Origin of the sequence: Phenylobacterium sp. (assembly GCF_013911965.1) — a bacterium.
Lineage (GTDB): Bacteria > Pseudomonadota > Alphaproteobacteria > Caulobacterales > Caulobacteraceae > Phenylobacterium.
Genome location: NZ_JACESE010000026.1, coordinates 12608 through 31168, shown reverse-complemented (window position 1 = coordinate 31168; position 18561 = coordinate 12608). Strand labels below are relative to the sequence as shown.

Sequence of the window (18561 nt, the reverse complement as noted above, 5' to 3'; positions counted from 1 at the left end):
CCAGCAGCTTGCGGAACATCTCCACACCCGTGCAGGTCGTCTTCTGCACCGGACGGATGCCCACGATCTCCACTTCGTCGCCGACCTTCACAAGGCCCTTCTCGATCCGGCCCGTCACCACCGTGCCGCGGCCCGAGATCGAGAACACGTCTTCCACCGGCATCAGGAACGGCAGATCCACCGGACGCTCCGGCTGCGGGATGTACTCGTCCACCGTCCGCATCAGCTCCAGGATCGCCTGTTCGCCGATCTCCGGATCACGCCCTTCCACCGCCGCAAGCGCCGAGCCCTTGGTGATCGGAATGTCGTCGCCCGGGAACTGGTACGACGAAAGCAGCTCGCGCACCTCCATCTCCACCAGGTCCAGAAGCTCCGCGTCGTCGACCATGTCGACCTTGTTCAGGAACACCACCAGCGCCGGAACGCCAACCTGACGGGCCAGCAGAATGTGCTCCCGCGTCTGCGGCATCGGACCATCGGCCGCCGAGCACACCAGGATCGCGCCGTCCATCTGCGCCGCGCCCGTGATCATGTTCTTCACATAGTCGGCGTGCCCAGGGCAGTCGACGTGCGCGTAGTGACGCTTCTCCGTCTCGTACTCCACGTGCGCCGTGTTGATCGTGATCCCACGCGCCTTCTCCTCAGGAGCCGCGTCAATCTCGTCGTACTTCTTCGCCGTCGCGCCGCCCGTCTTGGCCAGCGTCATCGTGATCGCCGCCGTCAGCGTCGTCTTGCCATGGTCAACGTGACCAATCGTGCCGATGTTGCAGTGCGGCTTCGTGCGTTCGAACTTCTCTTTAGCCATCAGGATCCTGCCGGCGAGGCGCTTCGTGGCGCTCGGAAAGTGTCTATGAATGTTGGAGCGGGTAGCGGGAATCGAACCCGCATCCTCAGCTTGGAAGGCTGCTGCACTACCATTGTGCTATACCCGCCGAAGGATGCGGGGGCGCCGCAATACTCCTTTGTGAACCGAGGCGTGGTGGGGGAAGTAGGACTCGAACCTACGAAGGCTGACGCCAGCGGATTTACAGTCCGCCCCCTTTGCCACTCGGGACATTCCCCCGCGCGCTCGGTGCCTTTCTGAGCGCCTGAACAAATTCCCTCCGCCCGAGGTTGCGCCCTCTGTTATGAGCGGCGCGAACACCCGGAACGGGCGGAGACCTGTCCCGGCCTCAAAATGGAGGGCGTCTTATAGTGTCGTCGATCCGGGAACGCAACGCGCCCCGCAAACCTCGTCGTCAGGGACCGCCAACGGCCCCGCAGAAGCGGCCCGAAGCCTTGCCGGGCGGGTGGATCTGGGGGTGGCACGCCGTCGCCGCCGCCCTGGAGAATCCCCGCCGCGGCCGCCCCGAACGCCTGGTGGCCACGCCGGACCGGACCGCCGAGCTGAAGGCGCGATTCGGCGGCGCGCTCCGGATCGAGACCGTCGAGTCGGCGCGTCTGAACCAGCTCCTGCCCGGCGCCGTCCACCAGGGCGTGGCCCTCCGTCCGGGCGAACTGCCCGAGGTCGCCCTGGAAGAGTTCGAGGCGCGGCCGGGCGCCGTGCTCGTCATGCTGGACCAGGTCACCGACCCTCAGAACGTCGGCGCCATCCTGCGTTCGGCCGCCGCCTTCGGCTGCGTCGGCGTGATCCTGCAGGACCGCAACGCGCCCCAGCTGACCGGCGCCCTGGCCAAGGCGGCCGTCGGCGCGGTGGACAAGATCCCGGTGGCGCGGGTGGTCAATCTCTCACGCGCCCTGGATCGGCTGGCCGACCTGGGCTGGCGCGCCCTGGGGCTCGACGGCTCGGCGGACGTCGCGCTGGATCAGGCCCTCGACGGCTCGCCTACGGTCGTCGTGATGGGCTCCGAAGGCGCCGGGCTGCGCCGCCTCGTCGCCGAGCACTGCGAGGTCCTGGCCAAGATTCCCATGCCCGGCGGATTTGAGAGTCTCAATGTGTCCGCCGCCGCGGCGATCGCCCTTTACGAGGCGGCGCGTCCTCGCCCCTGAGGCGAAAGCCGTTCACGCAGGCCGATTCCCGACTTTGATTTCACGCCCGCGTCGTGATCTCTTGATTAACCTTCACGGGCCGGCCCCAGTCGCCGGCGCGAACGACTTAGGAAGCGGGGGACTTCTTATGGCGACCTGGAACATTCACCGCGGACTCGGCCTGACGGCCTGCGCCGCTCTTCTGGCCCTGGCCGGCTGCAGCGCGCCGCAGGGTCCGGAGACCCAGACCGCCGACTATTACGCCGAGCCGCCGCCGCCGCCGCTGATGGGCGGACGACCGCAGCCCCAGACCGACCACACCGGCCTGGCCGGCGGACCTCCCGCCCCCGTGCACGGCCAGCCCCTGCCCGCCGCCGGCTCGCAGGACGGCGTGATCACCTTCCGACGGGGCGACGGCGTGCTGGTCACCACCATGCGTCCGATCGCCAACCCTGAGGACATGGCGCCCGCCGAGCGCGCCGAGGTCTATGGCGCGCCGCGGGCCCGCGCGGCCGCCCCGCGCGCCTATGCCGAGGCCCCGGCGCGGCCTCGCGTGACCTCGTCGGACGTGGCGAAGACGCCGCCCGTGACCGAGCGCGCAGCCCCGGCCCCGGCCGTCAAGCCGGCGCCCGCGCCCAAGACGGCCCAGCAGGCGGCTCCCGCGCCGGCCCCCAAGCCCACGGCCCCGATCCAGTCGGCGCCCGCGCCGCAGCTGGCCGGCGCGCCCGATGCGTCCGCCGCTCCGTCCGCCGAGGCGGAGGGCCGGTCCGGCGGCGGCTTCCTCAGCTTCCTCGAGCGCTTCAAGTTCTGGGACCGCGAGGACTCCGCCGAGGCCGAACAGGCCGCCGAGCGCGCGGCCGAGCAGGCGGCCGAAACGGCGGGAGAGGCCGCCGAGGTCGCCGAAACCGCCGCCGCCGATGCGGCCGAGGCGGCGCAGGAGGCCCGCTCCGGCATCTCCGGGCGCACCGTCCTGCTGGCCATCGCCGTGGTGGCGGCCGTGCTGATCCTGGCGGCCATTTCCCGCAACGCCGCGGCCCGCCGCCGCGAGGACGCCCGCCGCCGTCGCTTCCGCACCTTCGGCTACGGCGCCGGCGAGGAGGAGGCCTCTGAGGACGGCGACCGCGGCGCCTCCCTCGCCGCCCCGCTCGCAGCCGCCGCCGTGGGCGCCGCGGCGGGGGCCGCCGTGGCCCACGCCCACGATTCGAGCGAGGAACGCGAGGAGGCCGAGCGTTCGGAGACGGCCGAATCGGAACAGGCGGAGCATGAGCCCGCCTGAGGGCTTGCGGCGGCACAATAGGCGTTGCGGCGGCCTGACGGCTGTCGCATTGAGGGCCGATGTTTGAATCATTGATCGCCGAGAGCGGCCCCGCCCTTTCCGCCCTTTTTCAGGTCCTCCTGATCGACGTCGTCCTGGCGGGCGACAATGCGGTCGCCGTCGGTCTCGCCGCCGGCGCCCTGCCCGCCGAACAGCGCAAGAAGGCCATCCTCTACGGCCTGATCGCCGCGGTGACGATGCGCATCGGCTTTGCGCTGATCACCACCCAGCTCCTGGGCGTCATCGGCCTGCTGCTGGCCGGCGGCTTCCTGCTGCTGTGGGTCTGCTGGAAGATGTGGAAGGAGTTGCGCGAGCAGGCCGTCCACGACGAGGCCGACGCGGAAGCCGTGCTCGACGGCGATCCGACCACCGAGCCCAGCGCGCGGCCGACCAAGACCTTCCGTCAGGCTTTCGTCCAGATCCTGATCGCCGACCTCTCCATGTCGCTGGACAACGTGCTGGCGGTCGCCGGCGCGGCCCGCGAGCACCCGGTGATCCTGGTGTTCGGCCTCATACTCTCCATCGCCCTGATGGGCGTGGCGGCCACCTACATCGCCCGCCTGCTGCACAAGCACCGCTGGATCGGCTATGTCGGCCTTGCCGTGGTGGTGTACGTGGCCCTCAGCATGATCTGGGAAGGCCACCGCAACGCCGTCGTGAAGCTGGACGCGACGCCGTCCTACAACGCCCTGATGCCGGATCCGCTGGACATCGGGCCCGAGGAGGCCGCGGAGCACCGGCTGCACTAGCGGCCGGGCCGCGGGGGAGAAGCCGGGATGGCGGGCTATAAGGCGCGACTGCGGGGCGATCTCGACCGCTGGATCGCCGAGGGTCTGGTCCCGGCCGCCTCGCGTGAGCCGATCCTGGCGAGCGTCGCCGATTCCCGCCGCCTCGACGCCGGGGCGGCCCTGGCCATCATGGGCGCGCTGCTGGCGGGGCTGGCGGCCATCGCCTTCATCGCCGCCAACTGGGACGCCATCCCGCGCCTCGCCCGGTTCGCCCTCGTGCTGGCGGTCTTCCTGGGCGTGACGCTCGCCGGCGCCTGGGCCGCGGCGCGGCGCCGGCCCCTGACCCGCGACGCCCTGCTGGGCGTGGCCAGCCTGCTGTACGCCGGCGCCATCGGCCTGACGGGACAGATCTTCGACATCGCCGGCGATCCCCAGGCCGCCCTCTACGGCTCCGGCGTCGCCGCCGCCGTGCTGGCCCTCTCGGGCCGGTCGGTCTTCGCCGCTGTGGCGTCCGTGGCCCTGATCGCCCTGGGCGACGTGAACGGCCCGGCCAGCCTGTTCAGCGGTGAGCTGCGGTGGCTGGCCTTCGCCGCGCCGCTCGCGGCGGGCCTCGCCCTCTTCTGGCGCGCCGCGCCGCTCGCCCATATCGCCGGTCCGGCCCTGGTGGCGGGCTGGCTCTTCGCCACCCCCGACCCGAAGAACGAGCTCTTCCTGGCGCTCAGCCTCGCCTTCGCCATGGTCGCGGTCCTGACGCGGCTGGCCAACGAGCGCGAAATGCGCGCCGCCGGCGTGCTCTACGCCTGGGCCGTCGTCGGCGCCCTGGCCGCATTTGCGGTCTCCGGCGTCGACCTGTCCGAGACCACCCTCGGCCTCGGCCACCGGCTCGCCTGGCTGGCGCTCGCCTGCGGCGCCGTGGCGCTCGGCCTGCACGACCGCGCCGGGGCGGTGACCGCGGCCGGCGTCATCGGCGGCATCGCCGCGGTCAGCGCCATCCTGTTCGACCTCGGCCTGGGCCTGATGACGGCGGCGGGCGTCTTCGCCGGCTGCTCCGTCGCCGCCCTCATCGCCGGCGGCCTGCTGCGTCGACGGAGGGCCGCCGCATGACCGCGCCCCGCGCCCTGCCCGTCCGCATCGCCCTGGCGGGACTCGTCCTCGGCGCCGCCCTGGTCGGCCTGGTCGTGCGCGAGGATCGCGCCCGCGCCGCAGGTCAGGAGGTGCGGCTGGCCATGGAGGCCGTCGACCCGCGCAGCCTGCTCAGCGGCCACTACGCCGCCCTGCGCCTCACCGAGACCGGCGCGGAGGGCGCCGCCTGTTCGCCAGGCCTGACCGGGGCCGTGGAGTGGATCGCGCTCAGCCCCCGCGGCGACCATCACAGCGTGGCCGGCGGCGCGACGACCCGCGAGGCGGCGCTGGCGCTCGGGCCGCTGGCGGTGCGCGGCTCGGCCTACTGCAACGATTTCACCCTTCCGCCCGACCGCGGTCCGGTGGCGACCGGCCCCGAGGCCGAACCGCCGCCCGCACCGGAGAGCCAGCCCGTCGTCACCCTCGACATCGGCATCGACCGCTTCTACGCCGACCAGGACGAGGCGCTGGCCATCGAGACGGCGCTGCGGGACGCCGGCCGCGACGGGCCCGAGGCCTTCGCCATCGTCTCCGTCGGCGCGGACGGCCGCGCGCGTCTGAAGGGCGTTGAGATCGGCGGTCAGCGCACCGAGCTGACCTGGTTCTGAGCGTGCCGACCGGAGCGCGGCGCGTGGCCGTCATCGGCGGAGGTCCCGCCGGGCTCATGGCCGCCGACGTGCTGGCCGGGCGCGGGCTCGCCGTCACCGTGTACGAGAAGATGCCGAGTCTCGCCCGCCGCCTGCTGATGGCCGGCCGCGGCGGACTGAACCTCACCCATGGGGAGCCCCTGCCCGGCTTCCTGGAGCGCTACGGCGAGGCGCGCGAGCGTCTGGCGGGCGCCATCGCGGCCTTCCCGCCGGAAGCCTTGCGCGCCTGGTCGGCCGAGCTGGGCCAAGAGACCTTCATCGGCACCAGCGGCCGGGTCTTTCCCCGCGCCATGAAGGCCTCGCCCCTGCTGCGCGCCTGGATCGCGCGGCTGGAGGCCGCCGGCGTCCGCTTTGCGCTGCGGCACGCCTGGACCGGGTGGGATCCCGCCGGCGCGCTGCGCTTCGACACTCCGCAAGGCGAGATCTCCGCAGAACATGACGCCGTCCTGCTCGCCCTGGGCGGGGCAAGCTGGCCGCGTCTGGGCGCCGACGGCGGGTGGGCGGCCGTCCTGCGCGGCGTCGGGGCCGAGGTGGCCGACTTCGCGCCGGCCAATATGGGCGTCCACGTCCGCTGGAGCGCCGACTTCGCCGCACGCTTCGCCGGCCAGCCGCTGAAGGCCGTCGCCCTCGCCTTCGACGGCCAGACGGTCCGCGGAGAGGCTCTGATCGCCGCCTACGGGCTGGAGGGCGGCGCAGTCTACGCCCTCTCGCGCCGATTGCGCGACGCGATCGCCGCCCGGGGCGAGGCCCGTCTGAGCCTCGACCTGCGCCCGGACCAGCCGCTCCAGGCGCTGGCCGCCCGCCTGGAGCGCGCCCGACCCGGCGACAGCCTGAGCAACCGGCTGCGCAAGGCGCTGCGGCTGAGCCCCGTCGAAATCGGACTGCTGCGCGAGGCCTTCGGCGGCGACCTGCCGCGGGAGCCTTCCGCCCTGGCGGCGAGCCTCAAGGCCCTGCCGCTCACCCTTACCGGCCACGCCGGTCTGGCGCGCGCCATATCGAGCGCCGGCGGCCTGACCTTCGACAGCCTGGACGACCGCTGGATGCTCAAGGCGCGCCCGGGCGTCTTCGCCGCCGGCGAGATGCTGGACTGGGAGGCCCCGACCGGCGGCTACCTGCTGCAGGCGAGCTTCGCCACCGGGCGCGCGGCCGCAGCGAACCTCGCCGACTGGCTGGCGGCGCGGCCCTAGGGCGCCGTCTCCTCCGCCCCGCCGAAGCGCTCGCGCCATTCGGCGACCTGAGCGTCCTCGATCTTGCGGAACAGCACCTCGGGCGCGGCGACCTTCCGGCCGGGCTCGACGGCGGCGAGCCCGTCCGTCCCCTCCGGCCAGCGGCCCGGATAGGCCTCGCCGACGCCGGCGGCGATCTTCTCGCAGGCGAAGGGAATGAAGGGCTCCGACACCTTGGCGAACAGGGCGACCAGGTTGAGGCCCGTCCGGACCGCCACGGCCGCCCGGTCGCGGTCGGTCTTGATCGCCGTCCAGGGCGCCGCCTCGGTCAGATACTGGTTCCCAAGCACCCAGAGCTGGCGCAGGGCCTGGGCCGACTTGCGCATCTCCATGGCTTCCATCAGCTCGGTCAGTTCGGCGAGCTTGGCGGCCACGTCGGCGGCCAGTTTCGTCTCCAGTTCGCCGGGCTCGCCGCCCTCGGGCACGACGCCGTCGAAGCGGCTCTCCGTGAACTTGAGGATGCGGTTGACGAAGTTGCCCAGCACGTCGGCCAGATCGGCGTTCACCTGCGCCTGGAACTGTTCCCAGGTGAAGGTCGCATCGGAGCCTTCCGGGGTGTTGGCGATGACCCACCAGCGCCAGTAGTCGGCCGGGAGCAACTCCAGCGCATGGTCCATGAAGACCCCGCGCTTCTGCGAGGTGGAGAACTTGCCGCCGTAATAGTCGAGCCAGTTGAAGCCCTTCAGCCGGTCGACCAGCTTCCAGGGCGCATTGGTCGCCGGCCGCCAGACGCCGTCCGGGCCACGGGTCTCGTTTGCGCCCATCAGCGTGCAGGGGAAGCCGACCGTGTGGAAGGGCACGTTGTCCTTGCCCATGAACTCCACATAGGTGACGTCGGAAGCGGCGGGTTCGCGCCACCAGCGCTCCCACTCGGCCTCGTCGGCTTCACCGCGTCCTTCGGCGGCCGCCTTCGCGTCGGCCCACTCCCAGGTCGCGCCGATGTATTCGATGGGCGCGTCGAACCAGACATAGAAGACCTTGCCCGCCAGCCCTTCGACGTCCGGCTTCACGCCCTCGGGATTGCCGCCCCAGTCGGCGGCGTTGACCGGCACGCCCCACTCCAGGTCGCGGGTGATGCCGCGGTCCTGAAGTCCTTCGTCCAGCCATTTGAGGGCGATGGAGGTGACGAGCAGCGGCCAGTCGCCCTTCTTGCCGTCGATCCAGGCGCGCAGCTTGTCGGAGAACAGGCTCTGGCGCAGGAAAAGGTGCTTCGACGGGCGGATCTCGATGTCCTCGGATCGCGACACCGCCGATCGCGGGCGGATAAGGTCGGCCGGGTCGAGCACGCGGGTGCAATTCTCGCACTGATCGCCGCGGGCGGCCTCGTAGCCGCAGTGCGGGCAGGTCCCGATCACATAACGGTCGGGGAGGAAGCGCCTGTCGGCGTTGGAATAGACCTGCTGCGTCACCCGCTCCTCAATGAAGCCCTGCTCCCACAGGGTCTGCGCCAGGCGTTGGGTGAGCTTTCGATTCTGCGGCGAGGACGAGCGGCCGAAATGGTCCCACGACAGGCCGAAGCGGCGGCCGAGGTCGGCCTGGATGTCGTGCTGCTGGGCGCAGAAGGTGGCGGGATCGACGCCCGCCTCTGCCGCGGCCAGTTCTGTCGGCGTGCCGTGCTCGTCGGTGGCGCAGATGTAGAGCGTCTCCCGTCCCCGCGCGCGCTGGAAGCGGGCGAACACGTCGGCGGGCAGCATGGAGCCCGCCAGCGTCCCCAGGTGCTTGATCCCGTTGATGTAGGGCAAGGCCGAGGTGATGAGGATGCGGGACATGGGGCTGGCGGCTCGCGGCTCGGTTCAGGTGAGGGCGCGCTTATATGGCGCCGGCGCGGGCTTGCCAAAAGGCGCGGACGCTCAGGTCGGCAAAGGCCCCTTGAAGATGAACAGCGCCCCCGCCGCGATCAGGACGAAGCCGATCGCATGGTTCCAGGTGAGCCTCTCCCCCAGATAGAGGACCGAAAACGCCGCGAAGACGACGAGCGTGATCACCTCCTGCATCGTCTTCAGCTCGGCCGGCGAATAGACCGCCCGGCCGATGCGGTTGGCGGGCACCGCCAGGCAGTACTCGAAGAAGGCGATGCCCCAGCTGACCAGGACGATGATCCAGAGCGGCCGGTGCTCCACCTTCAGGTGGCCGTACCAGGCGAACGTCATGAAGATGTTGGAAAGCACCAGCAGAAGGACGGGTGCGGCGAGCGCCAAGGTCGGCGGCATCTGGGGCTCCGGAAGCAATCGGCGCCGATTGGGGTCTTAACCCCCGCGCCATGGGCTTTATAAGCAGCCCCTGGGCTTGAGAGGGAGAGTCACCATGCGGGGTTGGGTTTCGAAGACCGCGACGGCTGCGGTCAGCGCCATCGCGCTGCTGGGTCTGGCGGCCTGCGGCCAGGGCGGCGGGGCGGATTCGCAGACGGTGCGGATCTACAACTGGTCGGACTATATCGATCCGGAGCTGCTCGAGGCGTTCACCACCGAGACCGGCGTCGAGGTGGTCTACGACACCTTCGATTCGAACGAGGTGCTGGAAACCAAGATGCTGCAGGGCGGCATCGGCTACGACGTGGTCACGCCCTCCAACCACAACATTCCGCGCTATATCGAGGCCGGCGCCATCCAGCCGCTGGACAAGTCGAAGCTCTCGAACCTCGGCAATCTGTGGCCGCAGATCATGCGCTACATGGAGCCCTTCGATCCGGGCGCGCGCTACACCATCCCCTACATGTGGGGCACCATCGGCATCGGCTACAACCCGGCCAAGGTCGCCGAGGCCGGCGTTGAGATGGACTCCTGGGCCTCGGTCTTCGAACCGGAGAACATGGCCAAGCTGCAGGATTGCGGCGTCTATTTCCTCGACGCCTCGGAGGACATGTACGCGGTCGCCCTCAACTATATCGGCAAGGACCCGAACTCCACGACCGTGGCCGACTACGAGGCCGCCACCGAGATGCTGATGGAGGTCCGCCCCTATGTGCGGAAGTTCCACTCCTCGGAATATGTGAACGCCCTGGCCAACGGCGACATCTGCGTGGCCATCGGCTACTCCGGCGACATCTTCCAGGCCGCCGACCGGGCCGCCGAGGCCGGCGCGGGCGTCGAGGTGGACTATGTCATCCCGCAGGAGGGCAGCCAGGTCTGGTTCGACGTCTTCGCCATTCCCGCCGATGCGCCGAACACCGAGGCGGCCTACGCCTTCCTCGACTACATGCTGCGCCCCGACGTCATCGCCAAGGCCTCCAACTACACCGCCTACGCCAACGCCAACGCCGCGGCGACCGAGCTGGTGGACGCCGAGATCCGCGACGATCCGCGCATCTATCCCACCCCCGCCGTCTTCGAGCGGCTGTTCGTCACCACCGCCAAGGGCCAGGAACTGGTCCGCGAGGTGAACCGGCTCTGGACCCGCGTCCAGACCGGTCAGTGACGACCGGAAGGCGGGCGAGGTTCGACCGGTGAGCGCAAAGCCGCGGCTCAACATCGGCGCGGTGCGGTCGAGCTTCGCCCCCTGGGCGGATCCCTCGGCTGCGCCGCTGGTGCGGTTCGAGAACGTGACCAAGCGGTTCGGCGACGACGTGGCCGTCGATGCGGTGTCGCTGGACATCTACGAGGGCGAGTTCTTCGCCCTGCTCGGCCCCTCGGGCTGCGGCAAGACGACCCTGATGCGCATGCTGGCGGGCTTCGAGACGCCCGATGGCGGACGCATCACGCTCGGCGGCCAGGACCTGGCCGGGCGGCCGCCGCACCTGCGGCCGGTCAACATGATGTTCCAGTCCTACGCGCTGTTTCCGCACCTGACCGTGGCGCAGAACATCGCCTTTGGCCTGAAGCAGCAGAAGAAGCCCAAGGGCGAGGTCGCCGCCCGCGTCGATGAGATGCTGGCCCTGGTCCGCCTGGAGGGGCTGGCCCATCGCAAGCCCGACCAGCTCTCCGGCGGGCAGCGGCAGCGGGTGGCGCTGGCGCGGGCCATCGCGCCGAACCCGAAGATGCTGCTGCTCGACGAGCCGCTGGGCGCGCTGGACCGCAAGCTGCGCGAAGAGACGCAGTTCGAGCTGATGGCCCTCCAGCAGCGGCTCGGCATGACCTTCCTGATCGTCACCCACGACCAGGAGGAGGCGATGATCACCGCCGACCGCATCGCCGTGATGCGGGCGGGCCAACTCGTCCAGATCGGGCGGCCGGCGGACATCTACGAGGCGCCGAACTCGCGCTACGTGGCCGACTTCATCGGCGACGTGAACCTGTTCGAGGCGCATGTGACGGAGGACGACGGCGCCATCATCCGACTGACCAGTCCCGAGGCGCCGAGCGGTCTGGAGGCCATAGAGGAGGCCGAGGTTCCCCCCGGCTCCACGGCCTGGCTCGCCGTCCGGCCGGAAAAGATGCTGGTCCACCTCGATCCCCCGCCGCCGGGTCCGAACCGCATCGAGGGCAAGGTCGCCGACATCGGATATCTGGGCGACTGGACCACCTATCTGGTCGAGCTTCCCGGCGGACGGACCATCCGCGCCGCGCGCGCCAACGCCTCGCGGGTGGTCGAGCGTCCGGTGGACTGGGACGACCAGGTCTGGCTCACCTTCGCGCCCGACTCCGCCGTGGTCCTGACGAAGTGAAGGCAGGGCGCGACAGCCCGCGGGTGCGCCGACCGTGGATGCGGCTCGGCCGGCCGCGTGTGCCGCCCACCTGGGAGGCGCGCGCAGCCCTGCCGCCCTTTCTGTGGCTCGCCCTCTTCTTCCTGATCCCCTTCGTCCTGGTGGCCAAGCTGTCCCTGTCGGACGTGGTGCTGGCCATTCCGCCCTATGCGCCCAAGATCGACTGGAGCGCCGGGCTCGCCGGCCTCGTCGCCTTCGTGCGCGGGCTCGATTTCGAAGCCTATGCGCGGATGGGCCACGACGGCCTTTATGTGGCGGCCTACCTTTCCAGCCTGAAGTTCGCCGCGGTCTCGACGCTGATCCTGCTGCTGGTCGGCTATCCGCTGGCCTACGGCATGGCCCGGTGTCCGCCCTCGGTGCGGCAGGCCCTGCTGATGGCGGTGATCCTGCCCTTCTGGACGAGCTTCCTCATCCGGGTCTACGCCTGGATCGCCATCCTCAAGCCCGAGGGGCTGCTGAACGCCGCGCTGGCGGCCATCGGCCTGCCGGCGGTGAACCTCCTGAACACCGACGGAGCGGTCTATCTGGGCCTGGTCTACGCCTATCTGCCCTTCATGGTCCTGCCGCTCTATGCGGTGCTGGAGCGGCAGGATGCGAGCCTCCTGGAGGCGGCCGGCGATCTCGGCTGCACACCGATCCAGGCCTTCTGGCGCGTGACCTTCCCCCTCTCCCTGCCGGGCGTCCTGGCCGGCTCCCTGCTCTGCTTCATCCCCATGGTGGGCGAGTTCGTCATCCCCGACCTGCTGGGGGGTTCGGGCACGCTGATGCTGGGCAAGACGATCTGGACCGAGTTCTTCGCCAACCGCGACTGGCCGACGGCCAGCGCCGTGGCCATCGTGCTGCTGGCCACGCTCGTCCTGCCCATCGTCCTCTTCCAGCACCAGCAGACCAAGATGATGGAGACGCGCTGATGCGGAAGGGCCCCACCGCCTTCAACATCGCCGCCATCGTCGCCGGCCTGGCCTTCCTCTACCTGCCCATCGTCCTGCTGGTGGTCTACTCGTTCAACGCCAGCCGGCTGGTGACCGTGTGGGGCGGCTTCTCCACGCGGTGGTATGCGGCGCTCTTCCAGAACGAGCAGCTTCTGGACGCGGTCTGGGTGACCGTGCGGGTCGCCTTCGCCTCGGCGACCATGGCCACGGTGCTCGGCACGCTCGCGGCCCTGGGCATGGTTCGGGCGGGACGTTTCCGAGGCCGCACCCTCTTCTCCAGCATGACCTATGCGCCGCTGGTCATGCCCGAGGTGATCCTCGGCCTGTCGCTCCTCCTGCTGTTCGTGGCCGTCGGCCTGCCGCGCGGCTTCTGGACGGTGATGATCGCGCACACGACCCTGACCCTCTGCTATGCGACGGTCGTGGTTCAGGCCCGGCTGGTCACCTTCGACGAGGCGCTGGAGGACGCCGCGCGCGACCTCGGCGCGCCGCCGTGGAAGGCCTTCGTCCTCGTCACACTGCCGAACATCGCGCCGGCGGTGGCGGCGGCCTGGATGCTGGCCTTCACCCTCTCCCTGGACGACCTGGTGATCGCGAGCTTCACCTCCGGGCCCGGGGCGACAACCCTGCCCATGCGGATCTACAGCGCCGTCCGCCTGGGCGTCAGCCCGGAGATCAACGCCATCTCCACCCTGCTGATCGGCTTCGTGGCCACGGGCGTCATCGCCGTCTATCTCTTCAACCAGCGCCGGCGCCGGACGGCCTGAGGCCCCCCGTCGCAGGGGCGCGAATCCGGGGGATGTGGCATAAGGGCTCGGTCCCGAAGCGCGGGCCGCCAGCGGGAAGCCCCATGAAACCGCCCTTGAAGAGCCTCGCCGACCTCAAACCCGCCGCGGCCCCGGAGACCTATGCGCGCCCGACTCCGAAGGTCTCCCGCCGCAAGACCGCCAAGGTGCTGACGGCGGCCGAACGGGAAGCCTTCCTCGCCTCGCGCCCCGACCTCGGCAAGGGCTGAGCAGATGAGCGACGACAAGCGACCGGAAAGCCCGATGGAACGGGCCCTGCGCCTGAAGAAGGCCGCCCAGGCCGCTCGCCCGGCGCCGCCCGCGGCCAAGGGGCGCAAGCCCGAGGGCGGACCGGGCGCCCGGTCCAAGCCCTGGATGGCGCGCTAACCTGATCTGAGGCGGGCGAACCGCTTCTCGTCCCCTCGCGTCTGGGGGGCCAAGAACGCCGCGTCGACCGCTGCTTTCATGGAAGGTCCGATCAGGTCCGGCCGTGACGGAGAACCGGCCCCGGCGGTCTGGCGCGACGGCCGCGTTCCTATGCGGCCGCCCACACCTCGATGTGGTTGCGGCGATCCACGGCCACGCCCAGTTCGCCGTCGAAGGCGGCGCGCAGGCCGTGGCGGCCGAGCAGGTCGAGCGCCCAGGCGCGGTCGTCGCCGCTCATCGACTGCAACTGCCGCCGCACACGCCCGACCAGATAGAGCAGGTAGGGCTGGACGCCGACCTCGGCGGCGACCCCGCGATAGGTGCTGGGCGTGGTCCCGATGGTGCGCTGGTGCGGCTTGGCGCTGACCGGATCGCCGTCCTTCGGGGCGATCTTACGGACGTGCTCGGCGAGGAAGGCGACCTTGTCGGCCAGTTCGGGGCCCATCTCCTGCCCCATGTGGGCGATCAGCGGCTCCAGGGTCTCCGGCACGCCGTCGTCCTCCACCCAGCCCGCCGCGTCGGGCAGGTCCGTGATGTCGAGATCGGGCGCGTTCATCCGCTCCACCCAGCGGAAGACCGCCGGCGCACGGCGCTTCATGATGTCGGCCGGAACCGGATCGCGCCCGAGATGGGCGAAGAGCGGACCCAGGAGGCCGTAGTCGCCGAGGCTGGGGATGGCGCCCAGCAGGTACGGGTGGACCGAGAAATGGGCGTCGAGGATGTCGAGCAGATCCTCGAACCCCTGCTCGATCAGGGGAATGGTCTCCGGCGTCACACCGAGGCCCGGCAGGTAGGACTGCATGCGGCGCATGACGTTCTGCACGGCCTCCAGCGGCGCTCCGGCGGCGAAGGCGTGGTCCAGGAAGCGCGCCTGCTGGTCGTAATAGGTCCAGCGGTAGTGCATGGCCGCCCGCAGCAGGCCCTGGTTGCCGTAGAGCTGCAGCAGAAGCGCGACGAATGTCTGCCGCGGCCCCGGCGGATAGGCGCTCAAGGACGCGGCGCCGTTCGCCTCGAAATGATCGATGATGTCGACGCTGTCCTGCACGATCTCGCCCTCGGGCGTGACCATGACCGGGATGATCGAGCGGCCGATGACCGGCAGAATGTCCCGGGCGAAGGGCTCGCTGCGCGGCGTGCGCTCCACATAGGCGATCCCCTGCTTGCGCAGGTAGGCCCGCGCGGGGCCGGTATAGAGGGAGTGGGGCAGGCCGTAGAGGACATGGGGCGATCGAGTCATGGCGGGAAGCTAGCGCGCTCGCCGCGCGGCGGGAACGGGGGTCGGAGGCCAAGTCGGGAATCCGACACAGCATCACCGGCTATCCGGCTGATTATTCGGCGGAAGTGGACAGACGCCGCAGCTTGTGCATCTTCATCCGGCCCCCGATGACGCGCGCCTCCGCGCCCGGCGTGCGGGCGCGTTTCGGGGGCGCCGTCCTTGCGCGAGTGGCTGCTGCGGTTCGGTGAGATCGACGTGGTGGAGGCCTGGCGCCGCCGGCTGCCGCCGCTCCTGGTGGAACTCCTGTTCGGGCTCTCCTGCACGGTCGGCATGATCGCCGTGCGGTTGGCCATCGACGTCGTCGCGCCGACGGCCGGCCCCTTCTCCCTGATCTATCCGGCCGTGCTGATCTCCACCCTCTTCGGCCGGTGGCGGGCGGGACTGGCGACCTTCGTCACCGCCTTCCTGTTCGCCTGGTACTTCGTCCTGCCGGACCCGCACTCCTTCCGCTTCGCGGTCGCCGGCGATGCGGCCCGGACGGTGGTGAACGCCTGTTCGGCCCTGGTCATCCTGCTCTTCGCCGAGGTGTTCCGGGGCGCGGTGCGCCGGGCCGCCAGCCAGCGCGACGCGGAGATCGCGCTCCGAGACCTGCTGCTGCGCGAAATCGACCACCGCATGAAGAACAACTTCATGATCGTCGGCAGCCTGCTGGAACTGCAGCGCCGTCGGCAGCCCTCGGAGGAGGCGCGCGAGGCCCTGGCCGCGGCCGCCGCCCGGATCCACAGCTTCACCGCCGCCCACCAGGCGCTCTACGAGGACGGCGGGCGGCTGCACGACGTGGCCATGGGCGAGTACCTGCGGACGCTGACGCGCAACATCGTCGACGCCCTCTTCCTGCCCGAGCGGATCGAACTGCGCCTGGACGCCGACGACATCATGCTTCCGCGCGACAAGGCGGTCTCCATCGGCCTGGTGCTGAACGAGGCGGTCACGAACGCCGCCAAGCACGCCTTCGGACCCGACGAGCGCGGCGCGATCACCGTGGCGTTCCACGCCGAGGGGGCGGACTGGCGTCTGTGCGTCGCCGACGACGGCCGCGGCGGCGCGCCGCCGCCCGCCACGAGCACGGGCCTGGGCTCGAGCCTCATCGTCGCCTTCGCCGAGCGGGCCGGAGCGCAGGTAGTCACCGAGCGGCTGGATCGCGGCACCCGGGTGGTCCTGAGCGGCCGACGGGAGGCGTCCTACTAGCCGCGCGCCTTGCGCAGCAGGTCGCGCCCGATCGGCTTGGCCGCTTCGCTGCGCAGGACCAGCGAGGTCGTAACGGCGCCGAAGCGGGCGACCCCGTCGACGATGGTCTCCAGATCGGCCGGGGTCGGAACCAGAACCTTCAGGAGGAAGCAGTCCTCGCCGGTCAGTCGGTGGACTTCCACCACTTCGGGCATGGCGGCGAAACGCTCCAGCGCGGGCCGGATGTGCTCGTGCGTCGTCCTCAGCCGGATGATGGCCATCATCGGCAGGCCGAGCCGGGCGGCGTCGATCCGCGCCCCATAGCCGGTGATGACGCCCCGCTCCTCCAGCCGCTTCACGCGCTCCGAGACGGCCGGCTGGGACATGCCGATCTGGCGGGCGAGCGCCGCCAGCGGCAGGCGGGCGTTGTCCTGCAGCGCCTCCAGGATCGCGAGGTCGGCGCCGTCGACTTCAGCTGCACGGCTCCTCGGCTCCTTCACCTTGAAATCATCGGCCATAAGGCCCTCCCGTCGATGACTTGCCATGGCGGTCGTCCCTGGCGCGTCCGATCCTAGCCTTCGCCGACGCAAGACCGAAGGAGGGACGATGGGGGCGCTGATCATGTTGCCCGGGCTGGGCGGCTCGGGCCGCCGGCACTGGCACAGCCACTGGGAGGCCCGGGAGCCTGCAGCCCGCCGCTTTGCGCCGTCTTCCTGGGATGCGCCGGTCCTGGAGGACTGGCTGGAGGCCCTGGACGCCGCGGTCGACGCCGCGGAGGAACCGCCGGTGCTGGTCGCCCACAGCCTGGCCTGCCTTCTGGTCGCACACTGGGCCCGCCGCCGCCCGACCGGCGCGCGCGGCGCCTTCCTGGTCGCGCCGCCGGACGAGGCCTCGCCGGCCTTCCCGCGGGAGGTCGAAAGCTTTCGCCCGGCGCCGCGCGCGGCCCTGCCCTTTCCCGCCCTGATCGTGGCCAGCGCCGACGATCCCTACGGCGCGCCGCCGGCCATCCGTCGGCTGGCGGCCGACTGGGGCGCGGGCCTCGTCGAACTGGGCGCCCTTGGGCATATCAACGCCGCCAGCGGTCTTGGCGGATGGCCGGAGGGCTGGGCGCTGCTCAGCGCCTTTCGCGCCGGATGCGGCGCGTCATAGGGGCGCCGCCCGTCGCCGCTGATCGCCTAGCGGCTGCGGCCCCGGGCGCTGACGGGCCAGATGTCCACCACGGTGTCGCCGCGCACCACATGGTAGCTGTCATAGAGGTTCACGGTCGGGTCGCAGTGGGGCACGGCCAGCCGCACCAGGTCGCCGACCTTCAGCCCCTCGGAGACGCCCGGCGCGATCACCGCCCCGTGTTCGTCGCCCATGAAGGCGAACTTGGCGCCGGCCGGCGCGCCGTCCAGCACCGCCGGCGGGTCGGCGTCGGTGGAGAAGGCCTTGAAGCCCGCGTCGACCGTGACCAGCGGTCCGTGGTTGGCGCTGACCACCCGGGCGTCGACGAACAGGCTGCGTTCATAGGGCGGCTCCTCGCCTTCCGTCAGGCCGCAGGCCAGGTACTGGTCGTCCATGAAGACGTAGGAGCCGACCTGCAGCTCGTTGAAGACGCCCAACTCCAGGTCGATGCGGTGGGTGCCCGTGCCGCCGCCGGTGACCACGGGCGGCGCAAGGCCGGCTTCGGTCAGGGCGGCGATGGTCCGCCTCAGGGCTTCCGTCTGGGCGAGGATCGCCTCCCGCCGGGCGGCGAACTCCTCGATGTGCTGCTCGCGGCCGCAGTACTTCTGGACGCCGCCGAAGCGCAGGGCGGGCGCGTCGGCGATCTGGCGCGCGAGGGCCACCGCGGCCTCGTCGGAGGCCACGCCCGTGCGGCGGATGCCCGGGTCGATGTCGACGAACACCTCCAGGGGATGATCGGGAGAGGCCGCCGCGGCCAGGGCGGCGACATTGTCGGGATCGTCGGCGACCACCGAGAGGCCGCCGCCGCGGGCGTTCAGCGCCGCCAGCCGGGCGATGGCCGGGGCCGAGACCACAGGCGAGGTGATGTGGAGGTTGGGGATGTCGCCCGCGGCCAGGGCCTCGGCCTCCCCAAGCTTGGCGCAGCAGAGGCCGAAGGCGCCGGCGGCGATCTGCAGCCGGGCGATGTCGACGCTCTTGTGGGTCTTGGCGTGCGGCCGCAGGCGTGCGCCGGAGGCGGCGGCGGCCTTGGCCATGGTGGCGATGTTGCGCTCCAGCACGTCGAGATCGAGCACCAGGACCGGCGTGTTCAGGTCGGCGCGCGAGCCTTGGCGGCCGATGAGTTGGCCGTGCAGGCGGCGGTCGTCGGAGAGGACGGACATGGC

The 18561-nt window shown here is 71.0% G+C and carries 20 protein-coding genes and 2 tRNA genes; 14 read left to right on the top strand and 8 right to left on the bottom strand.

Annotated features, from left to right (window positions below):
- The 3 genes from H2041_RS18300 to H2041_RS18290 all read right to left on the bottom strand — a co-directional run.
- The coding region (locus tag H2041_RS18300) for an elongation factor Tu (RefSeq protein ID WP_293415193.1) at window positions 1-805 on the bottom strand (805 nt) is incomplete at its 3' end.
- Window positions 806-858: 53 nt separating this feature from the next.
- Window positions 859-932, bottom strand: a tRNA-Gly gene (locus H2041_RS18295).
- Window positions 933-977: 45 nt separating this feature from the next.
- Window positions 978-1063: transfer RNA gene (locus H2041_RS18290), tRNA-Tyr, on the bottom strand.
- Window positions 1064-1194: 131 nt separating this feature from the next.
- Between H2041_RS18290 and rlmB the strand changes: the two genes are divergently transcribed.
- The 6 genes from rlmB (at window position 1195) to H2041_RS18260 (ending at window position 6967) form a co-directional block, all read left to right on the top strand.
- Window positions 1195-1989: a 23S rRNA (guanosine(2251)-2'-O)-methyltransferase RlmB gene (gene rlmB / locus H2041_RS18285; protein WP_293415191.1), complete on the top strand. Its 795-nt coding sequence runs from the start codon at window positions 1195-1197 to the stop codon at window positions 1987-1989.
- A 127-nt stretch (window positions 1990-2116) separates the two neighbouring features.
- Window positions 2117-3244, top strand: coding sequence for a hypothetical protein (locus tag H2041_RS18280; protein WP_293415189.1), 1128 nt, complete (start codon window positions 2117-2119; stop codon window positions 3242-3244).
- 59 nt (window positions 3245-3303) lie between these two features.
- Window positions 3304-4032: a TerC family protein gene (locus H2041_RS18275; protein ID WP_293415187.1), complete on the top strand. Its 729-nt coding sequence runs from the start codon at window positions 3304-3306 to the stop codon at window positions 4030-4032.
- A gap of 27 nt (window positions 4033-4059) precedes the next feature.
- Window positions 4060-5115, top strand: coding sequence for a DUF2157 domain-containing protein (locus H2041_RS18270; RefSeq protein WP_293415185.1), 1056 nt, complete (start codon window positions 4060-4062; stop codon window positions 5113-5115).
- Window positions 5112-5741: a GDYXXLXY domain-containing protein gene (locus tag H2041_RS18265; protein WP_293415183.1), complete on the top strand. Its 630-nt coding sequence runs from the start codon at window positions 5112-5114 to the stop codon at window positions 5739-5741. The genes H2041_RS18270 and H2041_RS18265 overlap by 4 nt, the downstream gene beginning before the upstream one ends.
- Before the next feature lie 23 nt (window positions 5742-5764).
- Window positions 5765-6967: a TIGR03862 family flavoprotein gene (locus H2041_RS18260; RefSeq protein ID WP_293415181.1), complete on the top strand. Its 1203-nt coding sequence runs from the start codon at window positions 5765-5767 to the stop codon at window positions 6965-6967.
- Here the strand turns inward: H2041_RS18260 and metG are convergent.
- Complete coding sequence (metG, locus tag H2041_RS18255) at window positions 6964-8775, bottom strand: methionine--tRNA ligase (protein ID WP_293415179.1); 1812 nt, start codon at window positions 8773-8775, stop codon at window positions 6964-6966. The two genes, H2041_RS18260 and metG, sit on opposite strands and share 4 nt — an antisense overlap.
- 81 nt (window positions 8776-8856) lie before the next feature.
- Window positions 8857-9216, bottom strand: a complete 360-nt coding sequence (locus tag H2041_RS18250; protein ID WP_293415177.1) for a DMT family protein — start codon at window positions 9214-9216, stop codon at window positions 8857-8859.
- A gap of 94 nt (window positions 9217-9310) precedes the next feature.
- Between H2041_RS18250 and H2041_RS18245 the strand changes: the two genes are divergently transcribed.
- From H2041_RS18245 to H2041_RS18220, 6 genes are all read left to right on the top strand, one after another.
- On the top strand, window positions 9311-10420 hold the full coding sequence (locus H2041_RS18245) for a polyamine ABC transporter substrate-binding protein (protein WP_293415175.1): 1110 nt from the start codon (window positions 9311-9313) through the stop codon (window positions 10418-10420).
- 28 nt (window positions 10421-10448) lie between these two features.
- Window positions 10449-11606: an ABC transporter ATP-binding protein gene (locus H2041_RS18240; protein WP_293415173.1), complete on the top strand. Its 1158-nt coding sequence runs from the start codon at window positions 10449-10451 to the stop codon at window positions 11604-11606.
- A 23-nt stretch (window positions 11607-11629) separates the two neighbouring features.
- Window positions 11630-12556 carry an ABC transporter permease gene (locus H2041_RS18235; RefSeq protein ID WP_293415171.1) on the top strand — a complete coding sequence of 309 codons (927 nt, stop codon included), beginning with the start codon at window positions 11630-11632 and terminating at the stop codon, window positions 12554-12556.
- The gene (locus H2041_RS18230) at window positions 12556-13344 is read left to right on the top strand and encodes an ABC transporter permease (RefSeq protein ID WP_293415169.1); all 789 of its coding nucleotides are present in this window, start codon (window positions 12556-12558) and stop codon (window positions 13342-13344) included. Before H2041_RS18235 ends, H2041_RS18230 begins: the two co-directional genes overlap by 1 nt.
- Window positions 13345-13427: 83 nt before the next feature.
- A complete protein-coding gene (locus H2041_RS18225; RefSeq protein WP_293415167.1) occupies window positions 13428-13592 on the top strand; it encodes a hypothetical protein in 165 nt (54 codons plus the stop codon).
- A gap of 4 nt (window positions 13593-13596) precedes the next feature.
- Window positions 13597-13749, top strand: coding sequence for a hypothetical protein (locus H2041_RS18220; protein ID WP_293415165.1), 153 nt, complete (start codon window positions 13597-13599; stop codon window positions 13747-13749).
- A gap of 148 nt (window positions 13750-13897) precedes the next feature.
- Here H2041_RS18220 and H2041_RS18215 read toward each other — a convergent pair whose 3' ends face one another.
- The gene (locus H2041_RS18215) at window positions 13898-15025 is read right to left on the bottom strand and encodes a glutathione S-transferase N-terminal domain-containing protein (protein WP_293415163.1); all 1128 of its coding nucleotides are present in this window, start codon (window positions 15023-15025) and stop codon (window positions 13898-13900) included.
- Window positions 15026-15223: 198 nt separating this feature from the next.
- Here H2041_RS18215 and H2041_RS18210 point away from each other — a divergent pair, with 198 nt between their 5' ends.
- Window positions 15224-16252, top strand: a complete 1029-nt coding sequence (locus H2041_RS18210) for a histidine kinase dimerization/phosphoacceptor domain -containing protein (RefSeq protein WP_293415161.1) — start codon at window positions 15224-15226, stop codon at window positions 16250-16252.
- On the opposite strand, the gene H2041_RS18205 is transcribed toward H2041_RS18210, so the two are convergent.
- On the bottom strand, window positions 16249-16749 hold the full coding sequence (locus tag H2041_RS18205) for an Lrp/AsnC family transcriptional regulator (protein ID WP_293415159.1): 501 nt from the start codon (window positions 16747-16749) through the stop codon (window positions 16249-16251). The two genes, H2041_RS18210 and H2041_RS18205, sit on opposite strands and share 4 nt — an antisense overlap.
- A gap of 88 nt (window positions 16750-16837) precedes the next feature.
- Here H2041_RS18205 and H2041_RS18200 point away from each other — a divergent pair, with 88 nt between their 5' ends.
- Window positions 16838-17380: an alpha/beta hydrolase gene (locus tag H2041_RS18200; RefSeq protein WP_293415157.1), complete on the top strand. Its 543-nt coding sequence runs from the start codon at window positions 16838-16840 to the stop codon at window positions 17378-17380.
- Between the two features lie 26 nt (window positions 17381-17406).
- Here the strand turns inward: H2041_RS18200 and H2041_RS18195 are convergent, their stop codons facing one another.
- The gene (locus H2041_RS18195; RefSeq protein WP_293415156.1) at window positions 17407-18558 is read right to left on the bottom strand and encodes a DSD1 family PLP-dependent enzyme; all 1152 of its coding nucleotides are present in this window, start codon (window positions 18556-18558) and stop codon (window positions 17407-17409) included.
- Window positions 18559-18561 lie beyond the last annotated feature (3 nt).

Excerpts from the sequence above, each read along its gene's own strand:
- H2041_RS18280 (WP_293415189.1), top strand. The coding sequence starts at position 2,117 with ATGGCGACCTGGAACATTCACCGCGGACTCGGCCTGACGGCCTGCGCC.
- H2041_RS18275 (WP_293415187.1), top strand. The coding sequence starts at position 3,304 with ATGTTTGAATCATTGATCGCCGAGAGCGGCCCCGCCCTTTCCGCCCTT.
- H2041_RS18270 (WP_293415185.1), top strand. The coding sequence starts at position 4,060 with ATGGCGGGCTATAAGGCGCGACTGCGGGGCGATCTCGACCGCTGGATC.
- H2041_RS18265 (WP_293415183.1), top strand. The coding sequence starts at position 5,112 with ATGACCGCGCCCCGCGCCCTGCCCGTCCGCATCGCCCTGGCGGGACTC.
- metG (WP_293415179.1), bottom strand. The coding sequence starts at position 8,775 with ATGTCCCGCATCCTCATCACCTCGGCCTTGCCCTACATCAACGGGATC.
- H2041_RS18250 (WP_293415177.1), bottom strand. The coding sequence starts at position 9,216 with ATGCCGCCGACCTTGGCGCTCGCCGCACCCGTCCTTCTGCTGGTGCTT.
- H2041_RS18245 (WP_293415175.1), top strand. The coding sequence starts at position 9,311 with ATGCGGGGTTGGGTTTCGAAGACCGCGACGGCTGCGGTCAGCGCCATC.
- H2041_RS18230 (WP_293415169.1), top strand. The coding sequence starts at position 12,556 with ATGCGGAAGGGCCCCACCGCCTTCAACATCGCCGCCATCGTCGCCGGC.
- H2041_RS18225 (WP_293415167.1), top strand. The coding sequence starts at position 13,428 with ATGAAACCGCCCTTGAAGAGCCTCGCCGACCTCAAACCCGCCGCGGCC.
- H2041_RS18220 (WP_293415165.1), top strand. The coding sequence starts at position 13,597 with ATGAGCGACGACAAGCGACCGGAAAGCCCGATGGAACGGGCCCTGCGC.
- H2041_RS18215 (WP_293415163.1), bottom strand. The coding sequence starts at position 15,025 with ATGACTCGATCGCCCCATGTCCTCTACGGCCTGCCCCACTCCCTCTAT.
- H2041_RS18205 (WP_293415159.1), bottom strand. The coding sequence starts at position 16,749 with ATGGCCGATGATTTCAAGGTGAAGGAGCCGAGGAGCCGTGCAGCTGAA.
- H2041_RS18200 (WP_293415157.1), top strand. The coding sequence starts at position 16,838 with ATGGGGGCGCTGATCATGTTGCCCGGGCTGGGCGGCTCGGGCCGCCGG.
- H2041_RS18195 (WP_293415156.1), bottom strand. The coding sequence starts at position 18,558 with ATGTCCGTCCTCTCCGACGACCGCCGCCTGCACGGCCAACTCATCGGC.